Source organism: Variovorax sp. VaC1 (assembly GCF_043658315.1).
Classification (GTDB): Bacteria; Pseudomonadota; Gammaproteobacteria; order Burkholderiales; family Burkholderiaceae_C; genus Variovorax.
Genome location: NZ_JBIGLT010000003.1, coordinates 407,109 through 432,214, shown reverse-complemented (window position 1 = coordinate 432,214; position 25,106 = coordinate 407,109). Strand labels below are relative to the sequence as shown.

Annotated in this window: 23 protein-coding genes; 4 read left to right on the top strand and 19 right to left on the bottom strand. The window is 64.7% G+C overall.

Features of this window, described 5'->3' with window-relative positions; all coding sequences use genetic code 11:
* The first annotated feature begins 3 nt into the window (after positions 1 to 3).
* Together ACGLHS_RS14135 and ACGLHS_RS14130 are read left to right on the top strand one after the other, a co-directional pair.
* On the top strand, positions 4 to 1,110 hold the full coding sequence (locus ACGLHS_RS14135) for a phosphotransferase (protein ID WP_093241108.1): 1,107 nt from the start codon (positions 4 to 6) through the stop codon (positions 1,108 to 1,110).
* 29 nt (positions 1,111 to 1,139) lie between these two features.
* The gene (locus tag ACGLHS_RS14130; protein WP_093241111.1) at positions 1,140 to 2,411 is read left to right on the top strand and encodes an acyl-CoA dehydrogenase family protein; all 1,272 of its coding nucleotides are present in this window, start codon (positions 1,140 to 1,142) and stop codon (positions 2,409 to 2,411) included.
* A 78-nt stretch (positions 2,412 to 2,489) separates the two neighbouring features.
* On the opposite strand, the gene ACGLHS_RS14125 is transcribed toward ACGLHS_RS14130, so the two are convergent.
* From ACGLHS_RS14125 to ACGLHS_RS14105, 5 genes are all read right to left on the bottom strand, one after another.
* A complete protein-coding gene (locus ACGLHS_RS14125) occupies positions 2,490 to 2,972 on the bottom strand; it encodes a GNAT family N-acetyltransferase (RefSeq protein ID WP_394480537.1) in 483 nt (160 codons plus the stop codon).
* A complete protein-coding gene (gene glmM / locus ACGLHS_RS14120) occupies positions 2,969 to 4,306 on the bottom strand; it encodes a phosphoglucosamine mutase (RefSeq protein WP_394480535.1) in 1,338 nt (445 codons plus the stop codon). Before glmM ends, ACGLHS_RS14125 begins: the two co-directional genes overlap by 4 nt.
* Positions 4,303 to 5,118, bottom strand: a complete 816-nt coding sequence (gene folP / locus ACGLHS_RS14115) for a dihydropteroate synthase (protein ID WP_394481459.1) — start codon at positions 5,116 to 5,118, stop codon at positions 4,303 to 4,305. The genes glmM and folP overlap by 4 nt, the downstream gene beginning before the upstream one ends.
* A gap of 121 nt (positions 5,119 to 5,239) precedes the next feature.
* A complete protein-coding gene (gene ftsH / locus ACGLHS_RS14110; protein ID WP_093241123.1) occupies positions 5,240 to 7,156 on the bottom strand; it encodes an ATP-dependent zinc metalloprotease FtsH in 1,917 nt (638 codons plus the stop codon).
* Positions 7,157 to 7,322: 166 nt separating this feature from the next.
* Positions 7,323 to 7,991 carry an RlmE family RNA methyltransferase gene (locus tag ACGLHS_RS14105; protein WP_394481457.1) on the bottom strand — a complete coding sequence of 223 codons (669 nt, stop codon included), beginning with the start codon at positions 7,989 to 7,991 and terminating at the stop codon, positions 7,323 to 7,325.
* 31 nt (positions 7,992 to 8,022) lie between these two features.
* Here ACGLHS_RS14105 and ACGLHS_RS14100 point away from each other — a divergent pair, with 31 nt between their 5' ends.
* Both ACGLHS_RS14100 and ACGLHS_RS14095 read left to right on the top strand, forming a co-directional pair.
* Positions 8,023 to 8,502 carry a YhbY family RNA-binding protein gene (locus ACGLHS_RS14100; protein WP_093241129.1) on the top strand — a complete coding sequence of 160 codons (480 nt, stop codon included), beginning with the start codon at positions 8,023 to 8,025 and terminating at the stop codon, positions 8,500 to 8,502.
* A gap of 41 nt (positions 8,503 to 8,543) precedes the next feature.
* The gene (locus ACGLHS_RS14095; RefSeq protein ID WP_256327322.1) at positions 8,544 to 9,263 is read left to right on the top strand and encodes a glycosyltransferase; all 720 of its coding nucleotides are present in this window, start codon (positions 8,544 to 8,546) and stop codon (positions 9,261 to 9,263) included.
* Positions 9,264 to 9,300: 37 nt separating this feature from the next.
* On the opposite strand, the gene ACGLHS_RS14090 is transcribed toward ACGLHS_RS14095, so the two are convergent.
* From ACGLHS_RS14090 to rseP, 14 genes are all read right to left on the bottom strand, one after another.
* Positions 9,301 to 9,717, bottom strand: a complete 417-nt coding sequence (locus ACGLHS_RS14090) for a DUF4149 domain-containing protein (protein ID WP_394480532.1) — start codon at positions 9,715 to 9,717, stop codon at positions 9,301 to 9,303.
* Positions 9,718 to 9,728: 11 nt separating this feature from the next.
* Entirely contained in the window at positions 9,729 to 10,205 is a 477-nt protein-coding gene (greA, locus tag ACGLHS_RS14085) for a transcription elongation factor GreA (RefSeq protein ID WP_013541721.1), read from the bottom strand.
* A 65-nt stretch (positions 10,206 to 10,270) separates the two neighbouring features.
* Complete coding sequence (locus ACGLHS_RS14080) at positions 10,271 to 11,140, bottom strand: Kdo hydroxylase family protein (protein ID WP_394480529.1); 870 nt, start codon at positions 11,138 to 11,140, stop codon at positions 10,271 to 10,273.
* Between the two features lie 8 nt (positions 11,141 to 11,148).
* Positions 11,149 to 14,397: a carbamoyl-phosphate synthase large subunit gene (gene carB / locus ACGLHS_RS14075; protein ID WP_394480527.1), complete on the bottom strand. Its 3,249-nt coding sequence runs from the start codon at positions 14,395 to 14,397 to the stop codon at positions 11,149 to 11,151.
* Positions 14,390 to 15,583 carry a glutamine-hydrolyzing carbamoyl-phosphate synthase small subunit gene (gene carA / locus ACGLHS_RS14070; RefSeq protein WP_093241144.1) on the bottom strand — a complete coding sequence of 398 codons (1,194 nt, stop codon included), beginning with the start codon at positions 15,581 to 15,583 and terminating at the stop codon, positions 14,390 to 14,392. The genes carB and carA overlap by 8 nt, the downstream gene beginning before the upstream one ends.
* 140 nt (positions 15,584 to 15,723) lie before the next feature.
* Positions 15,724 to 16,509 (bottom strand): TrmH family RNA methyltransferase, encoded by a 786-nt coding sequence (locus ACGLHS_RS14065; RefSeq protein ID WP_394480524.1) that lies wholly within the window; start codon positions 16,507 to 16,509, stop codon positions 15,724 to 15,726.
* Between the two features lie 7 nt (positions 16,510 to 16,516).
* Entirely contained in the window at positions 16,517 to 17,239 is a 723-nt protein-coding gene (rnhB, locus tag ACGLHS_RS14060; RefSeq protein ID WP_394480522.1) for a ribonuclease HII, read from the bottom strand.
* Positions 17,211 to 18,359: a lipid-A-disaccharide synthase gene (lpxB, locus tag ACGLHS_RS14055; protein WP_394480520.1), complete on the bottom strand. Its 1,149-nt coding sequence runs from the start codon at positions 18,357 to 18,359 to the stop codon at positions 17,211 to 17,213. The genes rnhB and lpxB overlap by 29 nt, the downstream gene beginning before the upstream one ends.
* Positions 18,360 to 18,369: 10 nt before the next feature.
* Positions 18,370 to 19,158, bottom strand: a complete 789-nt coding sequence (gene lpxA, locus ACGLHS_RS14050; protein ID WP_093241153.1) for an acyl-ACP--UDP-N-acetylglucosamine O-acyltransferase — start codon at positions 19,156 to 19,158, stop codon at positions 18,370 to 18,372.
* A gap of 28 nt (positions 19,159 to 19,186) precedes the next feature.
* The gene (gene fabZ / locus ACGLHS_RS14045; RefSeq protein ID WP_176801131.1) at positions 19,187 to 19,663 is read right to left on the bottom strand and encodes a 3-hydroxyacyl-ACP dehydratase FabZ; all 477 of its coding nucleotides are present in this window, start codon (positions 19,661 to 19,663) and stop codon (positions 19,187 to 19,189) included.
* On the bottom strand, positions 19,660 to 20,637 hold the full coding sequence (lpxD, locus tag ACGLHS_RS14040) for a UDP-3-O-(3-hydroxymyristoyl)glucosamine N-acyltransferase (protein ID WP_394480517.1): 978 nt from the start codon (positions 20,635 to 20,637) through the stop codon (positions 19,660 to 19,662). Before lpxD ends, fabZ begins: the two co-directional genes overlap by 4 nt.
* Positions 20,638 to 20,651: 14 nt before the next feature.
* On the bottom strand, positions 20,652 to 21,203 hold the full coding sequence (locus ACGLHS_RS14035) for an OmpH family outer membrane protein (RefSeq protein WP_394480515.1): 552 nt from the start codon (positions 21,201 to 21,203) through the stop codon (positions 20,652 to 20,654).
* Positions 21,204 to 23,675 (bottom strand): outer membrane protein assembly factor BamA, encoded by a 2,472-nt coding sequence (gene bamA, locus ACGLHS_RS14030; protein ID WP_394480513.1) that lies wholly within the window; start codon positions 23,673 to 23,675, stop codon positions 21,204 to 21,206. It lies immediately after the preceding gene.
* Between the two features lie 38 nt (positions 23,676 to 23,713).
* On the bottom strand, positions 23,714 to 25,087 hold the full coding sequence (gene rseP / locus ACGLHS_RS14025) for an RIP metalloprotease RseP (protein WP_394481454.1): 1,374 nt from the start codon (positions 25,085 to 25,087) through the stop codon (positions 23,714 to 23,716).
* Positions 25,088 to 25,106: the final 19 nt, after the last annotated feature.

Sequence of the window (25,106 nt, the reverse complement as noted above, 5' to 3'; positions counted from 1 at the left end):
GAAATGAGCCAGGACTTCTCCAACTTCATCGGCACCCGCGCCGTTTCGCAACAGCACGCTTTCGACGTCGATGCGCTCGCAGCCTGGCTCGAAAAGAACCTCGACGGGTTCAAGGGGCCGCTCACGGTCGAGATGTTCAAGGGCGGGCAATCGAACCCGACCTACAAGCTCGTGACGCCCTCGCAGAGCTATGTGATGCGAGCCAAGCCGGGCCCGGTCGCCAAGCTGCTGCCTTCGGCCCATGCGGTCGAACGCGAATTCAAGGTCATGAGCGGCCTGGCCGGCACCGACGTGCCAGTGCCACGCATGCACTGCCTGTGCGAAGACGAGAGCATCATCGGCCGCGCCTTCTACGTGATGGAGTTCATGCAGGGCCGCGTGCTGTGGGACCAGTCGCTGCCCGGCATGAGCAACGCCGAGCGCGCCGCCCATTACGACGAAATGAACCGCGTGATCGCGGCGCTGCACACGGTCGACTTCGCTGCCCGCGGCCTGGCCGACTACGGCAAGCCCGGCAACTACTTCGAGCGCCAGATCGGTCGCTGGAGCAAGCAGTACAAGGCCTCGGCCGATGGTGCCGGCGAGCTGTCGCAGCCCATCGAGGCCATGGAGCGGCTGATCGACTGGCTGCCTGCTCACATGCCGGCCAGCGCACGCGACGAAACCAAGGTGTCGATCGTCCATGGCGACTACCGCCTGGACAACGTGATGTTCCACGCCACCGAGCCGCGCATCATCGCGGTGCTCGACTGGGAGCTTTCCACGCTGGGCCATCCGCTGGCCGACTTCAGCTACCACTGCATGTCGTGGCACATGCCGCCCACCACGGGACGCGGCATCGGGGGCGTGGACGTCGCCTCGCTGGGCATCCCCACCGAGAGCGAATACATCCGCCGCTATTGCGAACGCACCCGCATCAGCACACCCGAGGCGCTGGCGCCCGACTGGAATTTCTACCAGGCCTACAACCTGTTCCGCATGGCCGCGATCCTGCAAGGCATTGCCAAGCGGGTCGAAGCCGGTACCGCATCGAGCGAACAAGCCGTGGCTTCTGCCCGCGGCGCGCGTCCGATGGCCGAAATGGCCTGGCAGTTTGCCCAAAAGGCGTAACCAGCCCCTACACCCACCAGGAGACGAAGATGGATTTCGAATACTCGGCCAAAACCAAAGATCTGCAGAAACGCGTCAAGGCGTTCATGGATGAAAACATCTACCCGGCCGAAGCCGAGTACAGCGCCGAGCTGGCTGCCAACACGGCTGCCGGCAAGCGCTGGACCGCACTGAAGACGGTCGAGAAGGTCAAGGAAAAGGCCAAGGCCCAGGGCCTGTGGAACCTGTTCCTGCCGGTCGACAGCGCCTCGGCCTCCGGCTACGCCGGTGCGGGCCTGACCAACCAGGAATACGCGCCGCTGGCCGAGATCATGGGTGCGGTGCCGTGGGCGAGCGAAGCCTTCAACTGCTCGGCGCCCGACACCGGCAACATGGAAACCATCGCGCGCTACGGCTCGGAAGAGATCAAGGCACGCTGGCTCAAGCCACTGCTCGAAGGCCAGATCCGCTCGGCCTTCGCGATGACCGAACCCGAAGTGGCCTCCAGCGACGCCACCAACATCTCGACGCGCATCGAACGCCAGGGCGACGAGTACGTGATCAACGGCCACAAGTGGTGGATCTCCGGTGCGGCCGACCCGCGCTGCGCGGTGTACATCACGATGGGCAAGTCCGACCCCGATGCACCCCGCCATTCGCAGCAGAGCATGATCATCGTGCCGGCGGACGCCAAGGGCATCCGCATCGTGCGTCCGCTGAACGTGATGGGCTACGACGACGCGCCGCACGGCCACGTCGAGATGTACTTCGAGAACGTGCGCGTGCCGGTGGGCAACATCCTGCTCGGCGAAGGCCGCGGCTTCGAGATCGCCCAGGGCCGCCTTGGCCCGGGACGCATCCACCATTGCATGCGCCTGATCGGCCTGGCCGAGCGCGCGTTGGAACTGATGTGCAAGCGCGCCTCTTCGCGCGTGGCCTTCGGCAAGACCGTCGCGTCGCAGACCGTGACGCAGGAGCGCATTGCCGAAGCCCGCTGCAAGATCGACATGGCCCGCCTGCTCACGCTCAAGGCCGCATGGCTGATGGACGTGGCCGGCAACAAGGTCGCCAAGAACGAAATCGCGATGATCAAGGTGGTGGCACCGAGCATGGCCTGCCAGGTGATCGACTGGGCCATGCAAGTGCACGGCGGCGGCGGCATGTGCGACGACTTCCCGCTGGCCAACGCCTACGCCCACGCGCGCACGCTGCGCTTTGCGGACGGCCCGGACGAAGTGCACCGCAATGCCATCGCAAAGTGGGAACTGGGCCGCTACTCGGCCGACAAGACCGAAGCCGACATGCCTGTCACCCGCTTCTGATCTGTCTTACCCTCTCTCTCGCGGAGAGGGTTAAGGCAAGGGCCGATGGCGATGAACTCGCCTCGGCCCTTTTTGCTTTCAGAGCTTCTTCTGAAGGAAAACCGCGTGTCCGAAGGCCGGGTCGAGCTGGTAGCTGGTGAAGCCTTCGCGCTCGTAAGTGCGCAGCGCCGGCGCATTGCCCGAAAGCACTTCGAGCGTGAGCTTGCAGGCGCCGCGCCTGCGCGCTTCCCGCTCCACTTCGGCAAACATCTTCTGCGCCACGCGCTGCCCGCGATGGCTGGGCAGCACGACCACATCGTGCACATTCACCAACGGCCGGCAGGCGAAGGTCGAAAAGCCTTCGATGCAGTTGATGAGGCCCACGGGCGTATCGCCGTCGAAGGCCAGCACGCTGAAGGCTTGCGGGCGCGCCGCCAGCGCGGCGGGCAATTGCTCGCGCACGGTCGCGTCGAGCGGTGTGCCACCGCCTGCGGGGTCGCTCGCATAGCTGTCGAGCAGGTCGACCACGGCCGCAGCTTGCGCAGCGTCGCGGTAGTTCGCGACCAGGGTTTCGATGCTCACTGCGCCACCTCCAGCGTGGCCGCCAGGCGCTTCGCGCACGACCTGGACTGCTCCGCGTCGCGCGCCTCGACCATCACGCGCACCAGCGGCTCGGTGCCGCTCGCACGGATCAGCACGCGGCCCGCGTCGCCGAGCTCGGCCTCGATGCGCTGCGTTTCGCTGGCGAGCGCCTTGTTGTTCTTCCAGTCCTGGTCCGGCGCGAGGCGCACGTTGATCAGCGTCTGCGGGAACAGCGTGACGCCTTCGAGCAACTGCGCCACCGTCTTGCCGCTGCGCACGCAAGCCTGCAGCACCTGCAGCGCGCTCACGATGCCGTCGCCCGTGGTGTGGCGGTCGAGCGCGAGCAAATGCCCCGAGCCTTCGCCACCGAGCAGCCAGCCGCGCTTGTCGAGCTCTTCGAGCACATAGCGGTCGCCGACCTTGGCGCGCACGAACTCGATGCCCTGCCCGCGCAACGCCACTTCAACGGCCTTGTTGGTCATCAGCGTGCCAACCACGCCCACGGGCTTTTCGCCACGCGCGATGCGCTCGGCCACCATCAGGTAGAGCAGCTCATCGCCGTTGAACAGGCGCCCACTGGCATCGACCAGTTGCAGGCGGTCGGCGTCGCCGTCGAGCGCGATGCCGTAGTCGGCCTTTTGCGCGGTCACGGCGGCGACCAGCGCCTCAGGATGCGTGGCGCCGAAGCCCTTGTTGATGTTGAGCCCGTCGGGCGCGCAGCCGATGCTGGTGACCTCGCCCCCCAGTTCGTGAAACACGTTGGGCGCCACCTGGTAGGCCGCGCCGTGCGCTGCATCGACGACGAGCTTCATGTCCCGCAGCGTCAGGTCGTTGGCGAAGGTGCTCTTGCAGAACTCGATGTAGCGGCCGGGCGCGTCGTTGAGGCGGCGGGCCTTGCCGAGATCGGCGGAGGCAGCCCACACCGGCGCTTCTTCGAGCGCGGCCTCGACGGCCAGCTCCCATGCGTCGTCGAGCTTGGTGCCCTGCGCACTGAAGAACTTGATACCGTTGTCCGGGAAGGCGTTGTGGCTCGCGCTGATCACCACGCCGAGGCTCGCGCGCTGGGCGCGCGTGAGGTAGGCCACGCCAGGCGTGGGCAGCGGACCCAGCAGCACCACGTCGACACCCGCCGAATTGAAGCCCGATTCGAGCGCCGATTCGAGCATGTAGCCGGAGATGCGGGTGTCCTTGCCGATCAGCACCGTGGGGCGAGGCTGGGTCTTCTTGAGCACGCGGCCGACGGCGTGCGCCAGGCGCAGCACGAAGTCGGGGGTGATGGGCGCTTGGCCGACAGTGCCGCGGATGCCGTCGGTGCCGAAATATTTACGGGTCATGGTGATCGGGTGTGTTCTTGTGGTTGTTGTGATTCCTGCGCTCTCATGGCATGCCATACCGCGATGGCTGCGACCGTGTCGCGCACATCGTGCACACGCACGACGGCCGCGCCACGCTCGACGGCCAGCAGCGCCGCAGCCACGCTGGGCACGATCCGCTCATGCGCCACGCCGATCCCGGTGACGGCACCGATGGACGACTTGCGTGACCAGCCCAACAGCAACGGATAGCCACCTTCGAGCAGCTCGCCCTGCCGTGCCAGCAACGCGAAATTCTGCGCCACGGTCTTGCCGAAGCCAACGCCCGGATCGAGCGTGACGCGCGAGGGGTCGATGCGCAATGCACGAAGCCGCGCCACCTGCTCGGCCCAGAACGACAGCACTGCGGGGATCACGTCGCCATCCATGGGCGCGGCCTGCATGGTCTGCGGATCGCGGTGCATGTGCATCAGGCAGATGCCGCATGAAGGATGCGCAGCAACGGCTTCCAGCGCACCCGGCTGGCGCAGGGCCCAGATGTCGTTGACGATGTCCGCGCCCAGGTCGAGCACCGCGCGCATGACCTCGGGCTTGTAGGTGTCGATGGAGAGCGGCACGTTCAGTTTCACGGCCTCGCGCACCACGGGCAGCACGCGCGCCAGCTCGGCATCGAGCGGCACAGCCGGACTGCCGGGGCGAGTCGATTCACCGCCGATGTCGAGGATGTCCGCGCCCTCTTTCAGCAGCTGCTCGCAATGCTTCAGCGCGGTGTTGGTAGACGCATGCGCGCCACCATCGGAAAAGGAGTCGGGTGTGACGTTGACGATGCCCATCACGCGCGGCTGCGCGAGATCGATTGCGAAGCGCGAGGTCTGCCAGACCGCACCCTTCTTCGGTGTTGCGCCATGGAAAACGGGGCCAGAGGCCCCGTTGCTGCTTGATGCCAAGCCCACCTCAGGCCGCAGTGGGCGCCGGGTCGGGATTGACTGCCGGCGTGCCACCGCTGCCGCCGCTGCCCGAAGGCGGAATGCGCGGCGTCCAGTCCTTGGGCGGACGCGGTGCGCGGCCGGCCATGATGTCGTCGAGCTGTTCGCTGTCGATGGTTTCCCACTCGAGCAGAGCCTTCGCCATCGCGTGCATCTTGTCGCTGTTCTCTTCGATCAGGCGGCGCGCCAGGGCGTACTGCTCGTCGATGATGCGGCGCACTTCGCCGTCGACCTTTTCCATGGTCTGCTCGCTCATGTTCGTGGTCTTGGTGACCGAGCGGCCCAGGAACACTTCGCCTTCGTTCTCGGCATAGACCATCGGGCCTAGCGCGTCGGTCATGCCGTAGCGCGTGACCATGTCGCGAGCGATGGAGGTCGCACGCTCGAAGTCGTTGCTGGCGCCGGTGGTCATCTGGTGCATGAACACTTCCTCGGCGATACGGCCACCGAACAGCATGCTGATCTGGTTCAGCATGTATTCGCGGTCGTAGCTGTAGCGGTCTTGCGCCGGCAGGCTCATGGTCACGCCGAGAGCACGGCCACGCGGGATGATCGTGACCTTGTGGACCGGGTCGCACTTGGGCAGCAGCTTGCCGATGAGGGCGTGGCCCGACTCGTGGTAGGCCGTGTTGCGACGCTCTTCCTCGGGCATGACCATGCTCTTGCGCTCGGGGCCCATGAAGATCTTGTCCTTGGCCTTCTCGAAGTCTTGCATCTCGACCACGCGTGCATTGCGGCGTGCGGCCATCAGGGCAGCTTCATTGCAGAGGTTGGCCAGGTCGGCACCGGACATGCCGGGCGTGCCGCGGGCGATCACGCTCGGATTCACATCCTGGCCCAGCGGGACCTTGCGCATGTGCACACCGAGGATCTGTTCGCGGCCGCGGATGTCGGGCAGCGTGACGTACACCTGACGGTCGAAACGGCCAGGGCGCAGCAGAGCGGCGTCCAGGATGTCCGGGCGGTTGGTGGCAGCCACCACAATCACGCCGAGGTTGGTTTCGAAACCGTCCATCTCGACCAGCATCTGGTTGAGCGTTTGCTCGCGTTCGTCGTTGCCGCCGCCGAGGCCGGCACCACGCTGGCGACCCACCGCATCGATTTCGTCGATGAAGATGATGCAGGGAGCGTTCTTCTTGGCGTTCTCGAACATGTCGCGGACACGGGCAGCGCCCACGCCGACGAACATTTCAACGAAGTCGGAACCGGAGATCGAGAAGAAAGGCACCTTGGCTTCGCCGGCGATCGACTTGGCCAGCAACGTCTTGCCGGTGCCGGGAGGGCCGACCAGCAGCAGACCGCGCGGAATGCGGCCACCGAGCTTCTGGAAGCGCTGCGGGTCTTTCAGGAAGTCGACGACCTCACGGACTTCTTCTTTCGCCTCGTCGCAGCCTGCGACGTCGGCGAAGGTCACCGTGTTGTTGTTCTCGTCCATCATGCGGGCCTTGCTCTTGCCGAAGCTGAACGCTCCGCCCTTGCCGCCGCCCTGCATCTGTCGCATGAAGTAGATCCAGACGCCGATCAGCAGCAGCATCGGGCCCCAGCTCACAAGCAGTGTCATGAGGAGCGAGCCCTCTTCGCGCGGCTTGACGTCGAACTTGACGTTGTGGTCGATCAGGTCGCCCACGAGGCCGCGGTCGAGGACCGTGGCGGTCGTGCGGATCTTGCGATCGTCGTTGGTGACGGCGATGATCTCGCCGCCGCCGGCGCCCTCGGGAATGACGGCGCTCTTGATCTGGTTGTTCCGGACCTGGTCAAGGAACTCGGAGTAGCTGACTGCTCCCGAGCCGACGCCACCGCGGGTGTCGAACTGCTTGAACACAGTGAACAACACCATGGCAATGACGAGCCATACGGCAACTTTGGAAAACCACTGATTGTTCAAACGAAGCTCCAGTCGAAAGCGCGTGACGGGAATGTGAAATACGCGCTGTGGGTACGCAATTGCGCCCCATTTTAGGCTTTTCAAGCTGCGAAAAGCGGGCATTTCCCTAAAGCAGCCATAGGCTGACAGGGGTTTGCGCCCTGGGCGCACGCCCCACGGCAAGGTATCAAGGCGTATCCGCTGCCTTCAGGCCCATGCCGACGAGGAAGGTCTCGGACGATTTGTCCCGCGACGCCTTGGGTTTGAAAGGCTTCACGGTGCGGAAATTCGCCTTGAACAGCTTGACCAGCTCGTCGTAGCCGCCGCCATGGAAGAGCTTGGCGACCAGGGCGCCATCAGGCTTCAGGTGATGCTGGGCAAAGTCGATGGCAAGCTCGATCAGGTGCGCCACGCGGGCTGCATCGGCCGAATGGATGCCAGACAGGTTGGGTGCCATGTCCGACACCACAAGATCGGCCTTGCGGCCGGCCAGCACGCCCAGGACCTGCTCCAGCAGCTCCGCCTCGCGGAAATCCCCCTGCAGGAAGGTCACCCCCTCGATGGGCTCCATCGGCAGGATGTCCAGCGCGATGATCGTGCCGTTCAGGGCGCCGGCCGCGGCGCCGTCGGGCGACATGCGCCGCCGCAGGTACTGGCTCCAGGCCCCGGGCGTGGAGCCCAGGTCGACCACGAGTTGGCCCGGTTTGATCAATCCGAGCGACTCGTCGATCTCCTTGAGCTTGTAGGCGGCGCGTGCGCGATACCCCTCTCGCGTGGCCAATTTCACGTACGGATCATTGATGTGATCGTGAAGCCAGGCTTTGTTGACTTTTTTGCTTTTTGCTTTAGTGCTCATGGGGTGCTTATCTACCCTCGATAATACGGGGATGCCCGCCATTCAACTTACCCCTGCCGAGCGCAAGGTGCACCGCGCCGAAGCTCACCACCTGGATCCGATCGTCATGGTCGGTGGAGACGGGCTCACCCCTGCCGTGAAAAAAGAAGCGGACGCCGCCCTCAAGGCCCACGGCCTGATCAAGGTGCGCGTGTTCTCCGATGATCGCCTCGCCCGCGACGCCATGCTGCAAACGTTGGCAGACGAACTCGACGCCGCCCCGATCCAGCACATCGGCAAACTGCTGGTGCTCTGGCGCCCCAAACCCGAGAAGGAACGTGTGGTCGATGAAGACCGCATGCCCGGCCCGCGCGACGTCAAGGTCCTGAAGTACAGCAAGCGCGGCGGCCAGCGCCCCGAAATCAAGACCTTGCGCGTGCTCGGCAACCAGCGCCTCACGCCGGGCGGCACCATCAAGCGCGCCAAGGCCAAGCGGCCGCTCTCGGCCAAGAAACGCAACCAGGCAGACTGAACTTGGCGGCAGCGCAAGGCGCGCAGCGCCATATCCTCTGCATGAAATGGGGCACGAAGTACGGCCCCGAATACGTCAACCGCCTCTACGCGATGGTGCGCCGCAACCTCAGCGGCGACTTCAAGTTCGTGTGTCTGACGGACGACAGCAACGGCATTCGCCCCGAGGTGACGTGCCTGCCGATTCCGCCGCTGAACCTCCAGTTGGCCCCCGGCCAGCGCGACGGGGCCTGGAAAAAGCTCACGACCTTCGAGCAAGACCTCCACGGCCTGCGCGGCACCGCCCTGTTCCTGGACGTCGACGTGGTCATCGTGGGCAGCCTGGACGCCTTCTTCGAGCAACCTGGCGAGTTCCTGATCATTCACGACTACGCCCGCCCCTGGCGGCGCGGCCGGATCACGGGCAACTCGTCGGTCTACCGCTTCGAGCTGGGCGCCCATGCCGACGTGCTGGCGTACTTTCGCGCCAACATGGACAAGGTCCAGGCCGAATACCGCAACGAGCAGGCCTACCTCTCGGACGTGCTCCATAACCAGGGCAAGCTGGCCTACTGGCCCGAAGCCTGGTGCCCGAGCTTCAAGTACCACGGCATCCCGACCTGGCCGACCAACTACTGGGAAGAGCCCTTCGTGCCCGAAGACGCACGCATCATGGTGTTCCATGGCGAGTGCAATCCGCCCGATGCCCTGGCAGGCCGACGCAATCGCGCCTTCCGCTACATCCGGCCGGCGCGCTGGGTCGCGAAGTTCTGGAAAGAATGACCTGGCTGGCGGCCTCCAAGGCCGCCGCCGCGGCTGCTCAGCGCGGTGCGCGAGCGCCCATGCGCCAGAGCAGCACCCCGGCGCACACCCACTGCACGAAGTACATGCCCGTGCCCACGGGGTGCCACAGCTTGAGGTTTTCCCGCGCCATGATGCGCGGCGCCACGGCGTATTGCTGAAGCAGCGCCATCAGCAGCGCGCCCAGGATCAGGAAAATGGCCGTCAGCGCAGGGCCATCCATGCGCTCGTCGGCCTTGCTGCGGAAATGAATCAGCAGGATCAGCCCGCAGGCAATCGCGACCCAGCTTTGCGCTTCGAACAACTGCCCGGCGAAGTTGCCGGCCACCGAAGGGTTGCCAAGCCTGGCGAACAGCATCGGCACCACCAGAAAGCCGACAGTGGTGAGGCTGCCCCACCAGAAGGCGGCCAGCATCAACGCAATGCGGTCTTTCATCGAATGCCCGCTCAGAGGTAGCGGACGGCCACGATCTCGTAGCGCTTCAGGCCGCCTGGCGCCTGCACCTCGGCCGTGTCGCCCTCTTCCTTGCCGATGAGCGCACGCGCGATCGGGCTGGAGATGTTGATGAGGCCCAGCTTCAGGTCGGCTTCGTCTTCGCCGACGATCTGGTACTTCACTGCTTCGCCGCTCTCTTCTTCTTCAAGCTCGACGGTCGAGCCGAAGACGACCTTGCCGCCCGCATCGAGTTCGCTCGGATCGATGATCTGCGCAGCCGACAGCTTGCCTTCGACCTCCTGGATGCGGCCTTCGATGAAGCCCTGGCGGTCTTTCGCGACTTCGTACTCGGCGTTCTCGCTCAGGTCGCCCTGGGCACGCGCTTCCGAGATGGCGTTGATGACCCAGGGACGCTCCACCGTCTTGAGCTGGTGCAATTCCGCACGCAGTTTTTCAGCGCCGCGCTTGGTGATGGGAATGGTGGCCATGTTGTTGGTTCTCCATAAAGCGAAACCGCCGAACGCTGCCGTTCGGCGGTCGATGAGGGACAGGATCAGACGAGAGTGCGTCCGGTCAGCCGGCTCAGGATGGCGAGCGGGCTCGAGTCGGGATTGTATTGCTTCGACGCCGCCAGATGAAGGGTCTGCTCGAGCATGTATTGCCCCGCCATCACGGCGTGCGAGGTCTGGTCCGAGAAGCACACCCACACCGATCCGGGCGGGAATTTCGCCGTCTCTTGCGGTGAGCTTTCCTGGTACGCCATGTCCGACTTCATGCCGTCGTGCAGCTGCAGCATCAGGTGGTCGTACTCGCTGCGGAACGACTTGGTCACATGCAGCGCCTGCAGCAGCTTCGCCTGCCAGCGCGCGTAGGGCTTGGCCCGCGGCAGGAAGCGCTTGGCGATGTCCTCGAAGGGCTCGCCCACGCGCCACACGCGCGGCGCGCCTTCGGGATTGACGTTGGTGAACACGCGCAGAATGCGCTCGCCATAGTTCGGCCGCGACGGAAACGCATCGACGTGCAGACGCCGATCGTCCGCGCGCCACGACTGCACGCGCGTCTCGACCTGCGCGGGCCGGTAGCTCGTGGGCGCGAGGCGCAAGGCCGGCGTGTAGTGCGGCAGCAGGCCATGGATCAGCTGCTGCGCCTGGGTGCGAAACCGCCCCACCATCGCGGCCGCCGTGCGCTGCACCGCCTCGTCGCCCACGGCGCCCTTGAGCTTGCCGTTGGCATCGAGGCTGATGTTGCGCACGTCGGGCGACAGCAGGCTGGGCGTCAGCAGGCTGCGCTCTTCGGGCAGCAGCTCGAAGCCCAGCCGTGGAAAGTACAACACCTTGCCCGCTTCCAGTTCCGCGATCCACGCCTCGTTGGGCGTGGCCGCGTTCCAGTCGCGCAGGTCCAGTTCGACGAGCTGGGTTTCCATGATGGCGCTCAGGCGGCTGCCAGTTGCGCGTGCATCTCCTGCACCGAGATCACGCCCAGTTCGTCCATGAAGCCCATGCCTTCGACCGCGGCTTCGGCGCCGAAGATCGTGGTGAAGGTGGTCACGCGGGCCAGCAGCGCCGAGGTACGGATCTGGCGCGAATCGGTGATCGCGTTGCGGCGCTCTTCCACCGTGTTGATGACCAGCGCAATCTCGTTGTTCTTGATCATGTCCACGATGTGCGGGCGGCCTTCGGTCACCTTGTTCACCGTCGCGCACTCGATGCCTGCCGCGCTGATGGCGGCAGCAGTGCCCTTGGTCGCGATCACTTCGAAGCCCAGCTTGACGAGGCCACGCGCCACTTCGACCGCGCGTGCCTTGTCGTTGTTCTTCACCGAGATGAAGACCTTGCCCGACTTCGGCAGGTGCGTACCGGCACCCAGTTGCGACTTCACGAAGGCTTCGCCGAAGGTCTTGCCCACGCCCATCACTTCGCCGGTCGACTTCATCTCGGGGCCGAGGATGGTGTCCACGCCCGGGAACTTGACGAACGGGAACACGGCTTCCTTCACGCTGAAGTACGGCGGCGTGACTTCCTTCGTGACGCCCTGCGACGCCAGCGACTGGCCGGCCATGCAACGAGCCGCCACCTTGGCGAGCTGGATGCCGGTGGCCTTGCTCACGTAAGGCACGGTGCGCGATGCACGCGGGTTCACTTCGAGCACGTAGATGACGTCCTTGCCATCTTTCTGCTGGATGGCGAACTGCACGTTCATCAGGCCGACCACGTTCAGGGCCTTGGCCATGGCGGCGCTCTGGCGCTTCAGCTCGGTGATGGTTTCCGCACTCAGGCTGTAAGGCGGCAGCGAGCAGGCGGAGTCGCCCGAGTGCACGCCGGCCTGTTCGATGTGCTCCATCACGCCACCGATCAGCGTGGTGCCTTCGCCGTCGCGGATGCAGTCGACGTCGCACTCGACAGCGTCGTTCAGGAAGCGGTCGAGCAGCACGGGCGAGTCGTTGCTCACCTTGACCGCTTCGCGCATGTAGCGCTCGAGGTCGCGTTGTTCGTGCACGATTTCCATCGCGCGGCCGCCGAGCACGTAGCTCGGGCGCACCACCAGCGGATAGCCAAGGGCAGCGGCCTTTTCGAGCGCTTCGGGCTCGGTGCGCGCGGTGGCGTTCGGCGGCTGGCGCAGGCCCAGCTCATGCAGCAGCTTCTGGAAGCGCTCGCGGTCTTCGGCCGCATCGATCATGTCGGGCGTGGTGCCGATGATCGGCACGCCATTGGCTTCGAGGTCGAGCGCAAGCTTCAGCGGCGTCTGGCCGCCGTACTGCACGATCACGCCGAGCGGCTTTTCCTTGTCGACGATCTCCAGCACGTCTTCAAGCGTCAGCGGCTCGAAGTACAGGCGATCGGACGTGTCGTAGTCGGTCGACACGGTCTCGGGGTTGCAGTTGACCATGATGGTCTCATAGCCGTCTTCGCGCATCGCGAGCGCAGCGTGCACGCAGCAGTAGTCGAACTCGATGCCTTGGCCGATGCGGTTGGGACCGCCGCCGAGCACCATGATCTTCTTCTTGTCCGTCGGGTCGGCTTCGCACTCGTCCTCGTAGGTCGAGTACATGTAGGCGGTGTTGGTCGCGAACTCGGCCGCGCAGGTGTCCACGCGCTTGTAGACAGGGCGCACGCCGAGGGCGCGGCGCTTTTCGCGGATCGCGGTGTCGGTGGTCTTCAGCTGGCGCGCCAGGCGGCGGTCGGAGAAGCCCTTCTTCTTCAGCGCGAGCAGTGTGTCCTTGTCGATGTCGTCCAGCGACTTGGTTTCCAGCTCGAGCTCGATCTTCACGATCTCTTCGATCTGCACCAGGAACCACGGGTCGATCTTGGTCAGCGCGAACACTTCATCGACGCTCAGGCCCATGGCGAATGCATCGCCCACGTACCAGATGCGCTCGGGACCGGGCTCGCCCAGTTCCTTTTCGAGCACTTCGCGGTCTTGCGTCTTCTCGTTCAGGCCATCGACACCCACCTCGAGGCCGCGCAGGGCCTTCTGGAACGACTCCTGGAAGGTGCGGCCCATGGCCATCACCTCGCCCACCGACTTCATCTGCGTCGTGAGACGCGAGTCGGCCTGCGGGAATTTCTCGAAGGCGAAACGCGGGATCTTGGTGACCACGTAGTCGATCGACGGTTCAAACGACGCCGGCGTGGCGCCGCCGGTGATTTCGTTGCGCAGTTCGTCGAGCGTGTAGCCCACGGCCAGCTTGGCCGCGACCTTGGCGATCGGGAAGCCGGTGGCCTTGGAGGCCAGCGCCGACGAACGCGACACGCGCGGGTTCATCTCGATGACGACCATGCGGCCGTCCTTCGGGTTGATGGAGAACTGAACGTTCGAGCCGCCGGTGTCCACGCCGATCTCGCGCAGCACGGCCAGCGAGGCGTTGCGCAGGATCTGGTATTCCTTGTCGCTCAGCGTCTGAGCCGGCGCCACGGTGATCGAGTCGCCGGTGTGCACGCCCATCGGGTCGAGGTTTTCGATCGAGCAGACGATGATGCAGTTGTCGGCCTTGTCGCGCACGACTTCCATCTCGTACTCTTTCCAGCCGAGCAGCGATTCTTCGATCAACAGCTCGTTGGTGGGCGAGGCTTCGATGCCGCGCTTGCAGATGGTCTCGAACTCTTCGGGGTTGTAGGCGATGCCGCCGCCAGTGCCGCCAAGCGTGAAGCTGGGGCGGATCACCGTGGGGAAGCCGACCGAGCGCTGCACGGCCCAGGCTTCGTCCATCGAGTGGGCAATGCCGGAGCGCGCCGAGCCAAGGCCGATCTTGGTCATCGCGTCCTTGAACTTCAGGCGGTCTTCGGCCTTGTCGATGGCTTCGGGCGTGGCACCGATCAGCTCGACCGGCTTGTTGGTGGAAGCGCCCGTGTACTTGTCGAGCACGCCGTTGCGCCAGAGATCGAGCGCGCAGTTCAGCGCGGTCTGGCCGCCCATGGTCGGCAGGATCGCATCGGGGCGTTCCTTGGCGATGATCTTCTCGACTGTCTGCCACGTGATGGGCTCGATGTAGGTGACGTCGGCCGTGGCCGGGTCGGTCATGATCGTCGCGGGGTTGCTGTTGATCAGGATGACCTTGTAGCCCTCTTCGCGCAGCGCCTTGCAGGCTTGCACGCCGGAGTAGTCGAACTCGCAGGCCTGGCCGATGATGATCGGGCCGGCGCCGATGATGAGGATCGATTTGAGGTCTGTGCGCTTAGGCATTCTTGCTCTCCGTCTTTTCCGTCTTGTTCTTTTCCATGAGTGCCGTGAAACGGTCGAACAGGTAGCCGATGTCGTGCGGGCCCGGCGAGGCTTCCGGGTGGCCCTGGAAGCAGAACGCGGGCTTGTCGGTGCGCGCCAGGCCCTGCAACGTGTTGTCGAACAGGCTGATGTGCGTGGGGCGCAGGTTGGCCGGCAGCGACTTCTCGTCGACCGCGAAGCCGTGGTTCTGGCTGGTGATGCTCACGCGGCCGTTGTCCAGGTCCTTCACCGGATGGTTCGCGCCGTGATGGCCGAACTTCATCTTGAAGGTCTTGGCGCCGGAGGCCAGCGCCATGATCTGGTGGCCCAGGCAGATGCCGAAGGTGGGAATGCCGGTCTCGATCAGCTCCTTGACTGCGCTGATGGCGTAGTCGCAGGGCTCCGGGTCGCCGGGGCCGTTGGCCAGGAAGATGCCATCGGGTTTGAGCTTGAGCACGTCGGCCGCGGGCGTCTGCGCCGGCACCACGGTGATGCGCGCGCCGCGCTGCGCGATCATGCGCAGGATGTTCTTCTTGACGCCGTAGTCGAAGGCCACGACGTGAAAGCGCGGTGTGATCTGCACGCCGTAGCCCGCGCCGAGCTTCCACTCGGTCTCGGTCCATTCGTAGGTCTGCGTGACCGACACCACCTTGGCGAGGTCGAGGCCGGCCATGCTCGGCGCGGCCTTGGCTGCGGCGATGGCCTTGTCGATCAGCGCCTGCGTGACGGCTTCGCCTTCGGCCAGGCCCAGGATGCAGCCGTTTTGCGCGCCGTGGGTTCGCAGGTGGCGCGTGAGCTTTCGGGTGTCGATGTTCGCGATGGCCACCGTCTTGCCGGCCACGAGGTATTCGCTCAGCGTGGCGGTCTTGCGGAAGTTGGAGGCGACGAGAGGCAGGTCCTTGATGATCAGGCCCGCGGCATGGATCTTGTCGGCTTCGATGTCTTCACCGTTGACGCCGTAGTTGCCGATGTGCGGATACGTGAGGGTCACGATCTGCTGGCAGTAGCTCGGGTCGGTGAGGATTTCCTGGTAACCGGTCATGGCGGTGTTGAACACCACTTCACCGGTCGTGGAGCCGGCGGCCCCGATCGAATTGCCTTGAAAGACCGTGCCGTCTGCGAGCGCCAGGATGGCGGGCGGGAAACTTCCCTTGAGAGACAAAAGCACTGGGTTCTCCGGATGGTTACGGTCGCCCGGAGCCCCAGGCGCGTTGCCTGCGGACTGCTGCTTAAGGGGATTTTGGCGTTAAAGGCGGCCGGGCGACGCTATTTGCGAGTAAGCCCCCGATTGTAGCCCGGACTGAAGCCCTATCCGGCCTGGAGGGCTGCTCCGCTCGCGTGAAGACAGATGGCAGCGGCCGCGGCCACGTTCAGCGACTCCTCGCCACCGGGCTGGGCGATGCGGATGTGATGCGTCGCGCGGGCTTCGAGCGCGGGCGAAACGCCCTGCCCCTCGTGGCCCATCAGCCAGGCGCAAGGGTGCGGCAGGCGGGCCTTGTGCAGCCATTCGCCACGATGGGAGCTGGTCGCGACGAGCGGCACCTTCAGGCTGTCGAGCAGGTCCGCCTCCACGCCTTCGATCAGCCGCAGGCCGAAGTGGGCCCCCATGCCGGCGCGCAGCACCTTCGGCGCCCACAGTGCAGCCGTGCCCTTGAGCGCGATCACCTGGGTAAAGCCGAAGGCGGCCGCGCTGCGCAGGATGGAGCCGGCGTTGCCAGCGTCCTGCAGGCGGTCGAGCACCACGCTCGGCGCATCCGGCAGCAACTCGGGCCGCGCCAACAGATCGAGCACGAAACCCATCGGCGCTGGCGACTCCAGCCCGCTGACGCCCCGCAGCAGATCGTCGCTGACCACTACCGTTTTGATAGCGCCACTCGACCATTCGGCGGGCGCTTGCGGCCAGAAGGATTCTGAAAACACCGCGATTACGGGCCTCACGCCGCGGGCAAGCGCCGCTCGGCACAGGTGATCGCCCTCCAGCCAGATGCGGCCCAGCTTGCGGTACGCGCCCGGGTCCTGGGCCAGCTTGCGCAAGTCCTTGAGGAGCGGGTTGTCGCGCGAGCTGATGTGGCTCGCGCCAGTGTCGGATGTCATGGCTGATTCAGGGTGCGGCGCGCAGGTCGAGCCGCACGGGCTCGGCGACACTGATGACCATCGCTTGCGATCCGGCTCCGGCTGGCACTGCAACGCTCGCAGCGGCGGCCGTTCGAGCCAATGCCGCAGCCACCGGGCTGAACGACTTGCGATGATGCACGCAGGCCCCGTGGCGCTGCAGTGCCTCCAGGTGCTCCCGCGTGCCGTAGCCCTTGTGGCCGGCAAAACCGTAGTCCGGATATTCGGCATGCAATTGCTCGCACAGCCGGTCGCGGTGCACCTTGGCCAGGATCGACGCCGCGGAAATCGCCTTGACCAGCGAGTCACCCTTGACGATGGCCTCGGCCAGCACATCGAGCGTCGGCAGGCGGTTGCCGTCAACCAGCACCTTCGCCGGCTTCAGGCGCAGCCCTTCGACCGCACGGCGCATCGCGAGCATCGTGGCCTGCAGGATGTTGTGCGTGTCGATTTCCTCGACGCTCGCCTGCGCGATCGAGCAGCACAGGGCCTTGGCCAGGATCTGGTCGTACAAGCGCTCGCGCTGAAGGGCCGTGAGGGTCTTGGAGTCGGCGAGGCCGCGAATCGGCCGCAGGTCGTCGAGGATCACGGCCGCAGCCACCACCGGGCCGGCCAGCGGGCCGCGCCCAGCTTCGTCGACGCCCGCAAGCAGGCCTGGCGCATCCCACACCAGCGGGGCCTGCTCAGCCTTCAAGAACTTTCTGGATCGCATCGGCGCAAAGTGTCGGCGTATCGCGCTGCAATTGCGAGTGCAGCTCGGAAAATCTTTGTTGCAGTGCCCGCGTCTTCTCCGGCGCGTCAAGCCAGGCCAGCGTGGACTGGGCCAGCGCCTCCGGCGTGGCGGCTTCCTGCAGCAACTCGGGCACCACGAATTCGCGGCACAGGATGTTGGGCAGGCCGACCCAGGGTTGCAACTGCTTGCGCTGCATGAGGCGCCACGAGAGCGCATTCATGTTGTACGCGATGACCATCGGCCGCTTGAACAGCGCGGCTTCGAGCGTGGCCGTGCCACTGGCGATCAACGTGACGTCGCAGGCAGCCAGTGCGACATGCGACTGACCATCGAGCAGCTTCACCCGTCCTGCCATGCCACTGGCTTGGAGCAAGGCCTCGACCTCGGTGCGCAGGCTCGGAATGATGGGCGCCACGAACTGGAGTTCGGACCGCTCCTTCTGCATCAGCGCGGCGGCGGCGAAGAAGCGGTCGGCCAGGTAGCGGATCTCGGAGCGGCGGCTGCCGGGCAGCAAGGCGACGACCTGCGCGTCGGGTGCCAGGCCGATGGCGGCACGGGCGGCGGCACGGTCGGGAACCATCGGGATCACGTTGGCAATCGGGTGGCCCACATAGCTTGCGGCAACGCCCTGCTTTTCGAGCAGCTCGGGCTCGAACGGGAAGATGCACAGCACATGGTCGGCCGCCGCCCTGACCTTTTCAATGCGCTTGGGGCGCCAGGCCCAGATCGACGGGCAGATGAAATGCACGGTCTTGATGCCTTGGCTGCGCAGCCCGGCCTCAAGATCGAGGTTGAAATCGGGCGCATCGACGCCGATGAACAGCTCGGGGCGCTCCAGCAGCAGCCGGGCCTTGAGCTGACGCCGGATGCCGGCGATCTCGGCGTAGTGGCGCAGCACCTCGATGTAGCCGCGAACCGCGAGCTTTTCCTGCGGCCACCAACTCTGGAAGCCATGCGCCAGCATGCGAGGACCACCAATGCCGGCGGTCTGGAGATCGGGCCATCGCGCCTGGAGGCCATCGAGCAGCAGGCCCGCGAGCAGGTCGCCAGAGGCTTCGCCCGCGACCAGCGCGAAGCGTCGCTGAGCGTCCTTCTGCATCGCGGTCACGTCAGCGCGCAATGCCGCGCGTCGAGCTGGCGATGAAGGATTCCATCAACGCGACATCGCCTGCGGCTTCCGGCATTTCGGTGGCCAGTGCGGCGATGCCCGCGCGCGCCTCTTCGAGCGTCTTGCCTTGGCGATACAGCAAGCGGTGCATCTGCTTTACCGCTGCGAGCCGCTGGGCCGAGAAGTCGCGCCGGCGCAGCCCCACGATGTTGAAGCCGCGAACCGCCAGCGGATTGCCGTCGACCAGCATGAACGGCGGAACGTCTTGCGACACCGCGCTGGCGAAGCCGACCATGGCGTGGGCCCCGATCGAGACGAACTGGTGAATGCCCGTCAGCCCGCCGATCGTGACCCAGTCGGCCAGGTGCACATGGCCGGCCAGCGTCGTCTGGTTGGCCAGCGTGGTGTGGTTGTCGACGCGGCAATCGTGCGCGATGTGGGTGTAGGCCATGATCCAGTTGTCATGGCCCACGCGCGTCACGCCACCCGCCCCCGGCACGCCGAGATTGAAAGTGCAGAACTCGCGAATGACATTGCGGTCGCCGATGACCAGCTCGGTCGGCTCGCCCGCGTACTTCTTGTCCTGCGGCACGGCGCCGAGCGACGAGAACTGAAAAATCCGGTTGTCGCGGCCGATGGTGGTCCGCCCTTCGATCACGCAATGCGCGCCGATGGTGGTGCCCGCGCCGATCCGCACATGCGGACCGATCACGGTATAGGGCCCGACCGACACCGAGGCGTCGAGTTCGGCCTTGGGGTCGACGAGTGCTGTCGAATGAACCTGGGTCATGCCTTGCAAGTGACTGACTGCGGCCGGATCAGTTGATCTGGCGCATGGCGCACATCAGCGTGGCCTCGCAGGCGAGCTCGCTGCCGACCCGGGCCCAGCCCTTGAACTTCGAGATGCCGGCCTTCATGCGCTCGATCTCGACCTCGAGCGTGAGCTGGTCGCCCGGCTCCACCGGCCGCTTGAAACGCGCACCATCGATGGCCGCAAAGTAGTAGACGGTGTTGTCGTCGGGCACGATGTCCAGCGAATGAAACGACAGCAGTGCAGCTGCCTGCGCCATGGCTTCCAGCATCAGCACACCCGGCATCACCGGGCGGTGCGGGAAGTGGCCATTGAAGAAAGGCTCGTTCATCGTCACGTTCTTCAGTGCCGTGATGCGCTTGCCCTTTTCCATGTCGAGCACCCGATCCACCAGAAGGAACGGGTAGCGATGCGGCAGCAACTTGAGAATTTGATGGATATCGAGCGTCGTCGTCATGATGTTCTGTTCCTGCATCGTCGTCATTTTTTCGGGGGAGCTTTCTCCAGCGCCTTCAGTCGTTCGCGCAGGCTGTGCAACTGCTTGAGCGTTGCCGCATTCTTTTCCCAGCTCGCATTGTCATCGATGGGAAACATACCGGTGTACTGGCCGGCCTTGTGAATCGAACGGGTTACCGTGGTGGCGGCGGACACGTGCACGCCATCGGCCACCGTCAGATGGCCCAGCACGATGGCGCCACCGCCGAAGGTGCAGTTGGCACCGATGGTCGCGCTGCCGGCCACGCCCACGCAGCCGGCCATGGCGGTGTTCTTGCCGATGCGCACGTTGTGGCCGATCTGGATCAGGTTGTCGAGCTTCACGCCGTCTTCGATCACCGTGTCGTCGAGCGCGCCGCGGTCGATGCAGGTGTTGGCACCGATCTCGACGTCGTTGCCGATGCGCACCGCACCCAGTTGCTCGATCTTGACCCACCGACCTTCATGCAGCGCGAGGCCGAAACCATCGGCCCCGATGACTACCCCCGGGTGCAGCAGGCAACGCTCGCCAAGCGAGCAGTCTTCACTGATCGTCACGCGCGACTTGAGCACGGTCCCCGCGCCGATGCGCGCGCCCCGCTCCACCACGCACAGCGCACCGATGCGCGCCGTCGGGTCCACCTGTGCCTCGGCATGAATCACGGCAGAGGGATGAATGCGATCGGCATCTGGACGCGCGTGGTGCGCCTTCCAGAGCTGCGTCAGGCGTGCGAAGTAAAAATAGGGATCCGGCGTGACGATGAACGCACCACGCGCAGCGGCCGCCTCACGCATGGCGGGCGAGACGATCACGCAGGCGGCCTTCGAGGCCGCCAGTTCCTGCTGGTACTTGGGATGGCTCAGAAAACTGAGCGCATCGGGCTGTGCATTCTGGAGCGGCGAAAGTCGCTCGATGGACAGCGTGGCATCTCCATGAAGCTCGCCCCCGAGGGCGTCAACGATGGCTCCTAGCTGCAGCGACACGCCGGTTCGCGGCGTTACTTGCCGGCCGCAGGCGCAGGAGAGCCGACCGACGCGTTCAGCGCCTTGATCACCTTGTCGGTGATGTCGTGCTTCGGGTTGATGTAGATCGCTTCTTGCAGGATGGCGTCGTACTTTTCAGCTTCGGCCACTTGCTTCACCACACGGTTGGCACGCTCGTAGACCTGCTGCAGTTCCTCGTTCTTGCGGGCGTTGAGGTCTTCCTGGAACTCACGGCGCTTGCGCTGGAAGTCGCGGTCCTGGTCGACGAGTGCACGCTGACGCGAAACACGCTGACTTTCAGTCAGGGCCGAAGCCTCGCGCTCGAATTTCTCCGAAGCGGTTTTCAGTGCGTCGCCCTGCGCCGTCAGATCCTTCTCGCGCTTGAGGAATTCGGCTTCAAGCTTGGCCTGGGCGGCCTTGGCCGGCTGGGCTTCACGCAGCACGCGGTCCGGATTCACGAAGCCGATGCGGAAAGTCTCCTGCGTCTGTGCCTGGGCAGGCACAGCAGCGAGCAGGAAAGCGGGAACCAACAACGCGCCTGCTGCGGCGCGAATCAAATGCTTCATTTAGAAAGACGTTCCGATCTGGAATTGGAGGCGCTGAATTCTATCCTTCGGGATCAAGACGAAGCCCGTGGCAGGGTCCGTCACTTCCTTTTGATACATGACAGGGAAGGCGTAAGCCAGGCTCAGTGGGCCGAGAGGCGAAATCCAGCTGATACCGACACCCACCGAGGCTCGCAACTTCTTCTGCGCCTTCCACTGTTCATCCGTGAGGCCTGAGGCGCGCGAACCAAACACATTGCCGACGTCAAAGAAACTGTACAAGCGCAGCGTACGATCGTTGCCAGCGCCCGGGAACGGCGTACTGAGCTGGGCACTGAAGATGGCTTTCTTGGTACCGCCCAAAGATGCCCCTTCGGTTTGACCAAAAAGCGGCACATCGCGTGGGCCCAGCGAGTTCTGTTCAAAGCCGCGAACCGACCCCAAACCACCGGCATAGAAGTTCTTGAAGATCGGGAAAACCTTGCCTCCAAGGGCCTTGGCGTAACCGACCTCACCATTGATTGCAACGGTGTACTGCTTGTTGATTGGGAAGAACTGCTGATACTGGTAGTTGGTCTTGATGTACTTCATGTCGCCACCAATCCCCAACTCCAGATTGGCACGCTGCAACACCCCACTGGTCGGGATCAGCGCGCTGTCGCGGCTGTCGCGCCCCCAACCCACAGTCAACGGCAAACCCCAGACGCTGTCAGTCGTGCAACCGGTCACAGCCCAGCCGGCAGGCGTTGAAGGAAGAAATCCGTTGGGAATTGGGGCCGTGTTGAGCTGGCATCCAAAGTAATTGAGGTAAGACCGCGGCGTTGTGAGCCCGGCGAATGCCGTTGACTTGTTGGGATTAAATGCATACCGCTCAAGCCCGACGCCAAAGAAGATCGTATCGACTTCGCTGAACGGCACACCAAAGCGGATAGACGCGCCCTGGTTGACCAGCTTGTAGTCGCCATCGATGTTGGTCGAGTACGGGCGGGTCGTCGTGTGATAGACGCTGATCGTGCGCGAGATACCGTCCTTGGTGAAATAAGGATCGGTCGTGCTCAGCGACAGCGTCCGGTTGTACTTGCTGGTGTTGACCTGCACGCCCAAGGAATTGCCAGAGCCGAACACGTTCTCCTGCGAGATGCCGAAGGTCAGGGCGACCTTGTCAGAGCTCGAGTAACCCGCACCCAACTGAAGGCTGCCGGTCGGCTTTTCGGTCACGTTGATGACCAGATCCACCTGGTCGGGCGTGCCCGGCACTTCCTGCGTCTCGACGTTCACTTCGGTGAAGAAACCAAGGCGGTCCACGCGGTCGCGCGACAGCTTGATCTTGTCGCCGTCGTACCACGACGCTTCAAACTGCCGGAACTCACGGCGAATCACTTCGTCGCGCGTCTTGTTGTTGCCACCAACGGAAACGCGGCGCACATAGACGCGACGCGAGGGCTCGGCCTGCAGCGTCAGCGTGACGCGATTGTTGACGCGGTCGATCTCGGGACGCGCCTGCACCTTGGCAAACGCATAACCGAAAGAGCTGAAATAGTCGTTGAAGGCCTTGGTGGTGTCTGTAACCTGTTCGCCGTTGTAGGGCTCACCCGGCTTGATCGTGATCAGCGACTTGAATTCGTCGTCGCGGCCGAGGTAGTTGCCGTCGAGCTTGACGCCGGCCACCACGAACTTCTCGCCTTCGGTGATGTTGACCGTCACCGTCAGGTCCTTGCGGTCCGGCGAAATGGCCACCTGGGTCGAATCGATGCGGAACTCGAGGTAGCCACGCGTGATGTAGTACGAGCGCAGCGTCTCAAGGTCGGCGTTGAGCTTGGCGCGCGAATACTGGTTGGACTTGGTGTACCAGCTCAGGTAGCCGCCGCTGTCCTGGTCGAACAGGTTGAGCAGCGTCGATTCGCTGAAGGCCTTGTTGCCGACCACGTGGACTTCGCGGATGCGCGCCGAGTCGCCTTCGGTGACGGTGAAGGTCAGGTTGACACGGTTGCGCTCGATGGGCGTCACGGTGGTCACGACCTGCGCGTTGTAGAGGCTGCGGCTCACGTACTGGCGCTTGAGCTCCTGCTCGGCGCGGTCGGCCAGCGCCTTGTCGAATGGACGCCCGTCAGTCAGACCGATCTCGCGCAGCGCCTTTTGCAGCGCGGCCTTGTCGAATTCCTTGGTGCCCACGAAATCGACGTCAGCGATGGTGGGTCGCTCTTCGACGATCACCACCAGCACGTTGCCGTTCACGTCGATGCGCACATCCTTGAACAACCCCAGATCGAACAGCGCGCGGATGGCGGCGGAACCGCGCTCGTCGCTGTAGGTATCGCCGACGCGCAAGGGCAGCGACGCGAAGATCGTGCCGGCCTCGACGCGCTGCAAGCCTTCAACGCGAATGTCGCGTACCGTGAAGGGCTCGACGGCCCAGGCTGCCGTGGCTGCCAATGCGCTGGCAACCACCGCGGCAACGCTACGCAGGCGAAAGCGACTGAAGTTTTTGTTCATCTGTGAATTGAGCCGGCACGGAAAGGGCCGGCAGAAAGTTAACCAAAGAGCCGCGTGACGTCGTTGAAGAGTGCGACCGACATCATGACCAGCAGCAAGGCGACACCGCCGCGCTGAAGCCGTTCCATCCAGGCGTCGGAGACGCTTTTGCCAGTCAGGCCCTCCCAAAGATAATACATCAGGTGTCCCCCATCGAGGACCGGCAGCGGCATGAGATTGAGCACGCCCAGACTCACGCTGATGAGCGCAAGAAAGACAAGATACTGGGTGAAACCAAGGCTGGCCGACTTGCCGGCATAGTCCGCGATCGTGAGCGGACCGCTCAGATTCTTGATCGAAGCCTCGCCGATAACCATCTTGGCCATCATCCGCACCGTGAGGGCAGACACCTCCCAGGTACGAACCACGCCGCGCCAGACGCCGTCGACGAGGCCCTGCCGCACCGTCACCATTTCAGGCGGAGCACCCACATAGGCACCGACCCGGCCGACCTTGACGCCGTTCTCTTCCCGCACTTCGGGCGTCACGTCCAGGGTAAGCGGCCTACCGCCGCGCTCGATCTGCCAAGCTTGCGTCCGCGGTTGAGCACCCTCGATCGACGCACGAATCACCTCACGCAACTGCTGGCCATCGATGATGGCGGTGCTGCCAATGGCGCGCACCAGGTCGCCATTGCGAAGACCCGCACGCGCGGCCGCACTGTCCACCATGACCTCGCCGATCTCCGGCCGAGTCAACGGCGCAAGCACGCCGATCTTGCGGAACATCTGCGGATCGGCATCCCGGGTCTCGATGCGGCTCAACGGCAGCACCAACTGGTGCGCAGGGCGACCGCCCTCGCCTGCCACTTCGAGCGTCAGGTCACGACCGTCGAGCGCGCCGCGCGTCATGCGCCAGCGCAGGTCTTCGAAAGACTGGACGGGCGACAGATCGCCGTCGAAGCCCGCCCGGGTAATCTGCTCGCCGCCACGCAAACCCGCCACTTCAGCGAGCGAAGCCGCCACTGGCCGCGCCAGCTTGGCAACAGGCTCCTGCACGCCGATCCAGTTGACCGCCGTGTAAAGCACCACGGCGAGCAGCAGGTTGGCAATCGGCCCGGCGGCGACGATGGCCGCGCGCGAGCGCAACGGCTGGGTATTGAAAGCCCGATGGCGCTCTTCCGGCGCAACCGGACCTTCGCGCTCGTCGAGCATCTTGACATAGCCACCCAGGGGAAATGCACCGATGACGAACTCGGTCTGCTGCCCCGGATGCTGACGCTTGGGCTGCCAGCGAAACAGCGTTTTACCGAAGCCGACAGAGAAACGCTCGACCTTGACGCCGCATGCCACCGCGACACGGTAGTGGCCGTATTCGTGCACGGCGATCAGCACACCGAGCGCGACCACAAAGGCTATGACAGTGAGCATCAGGAACCTTCGAGAGCTGGTA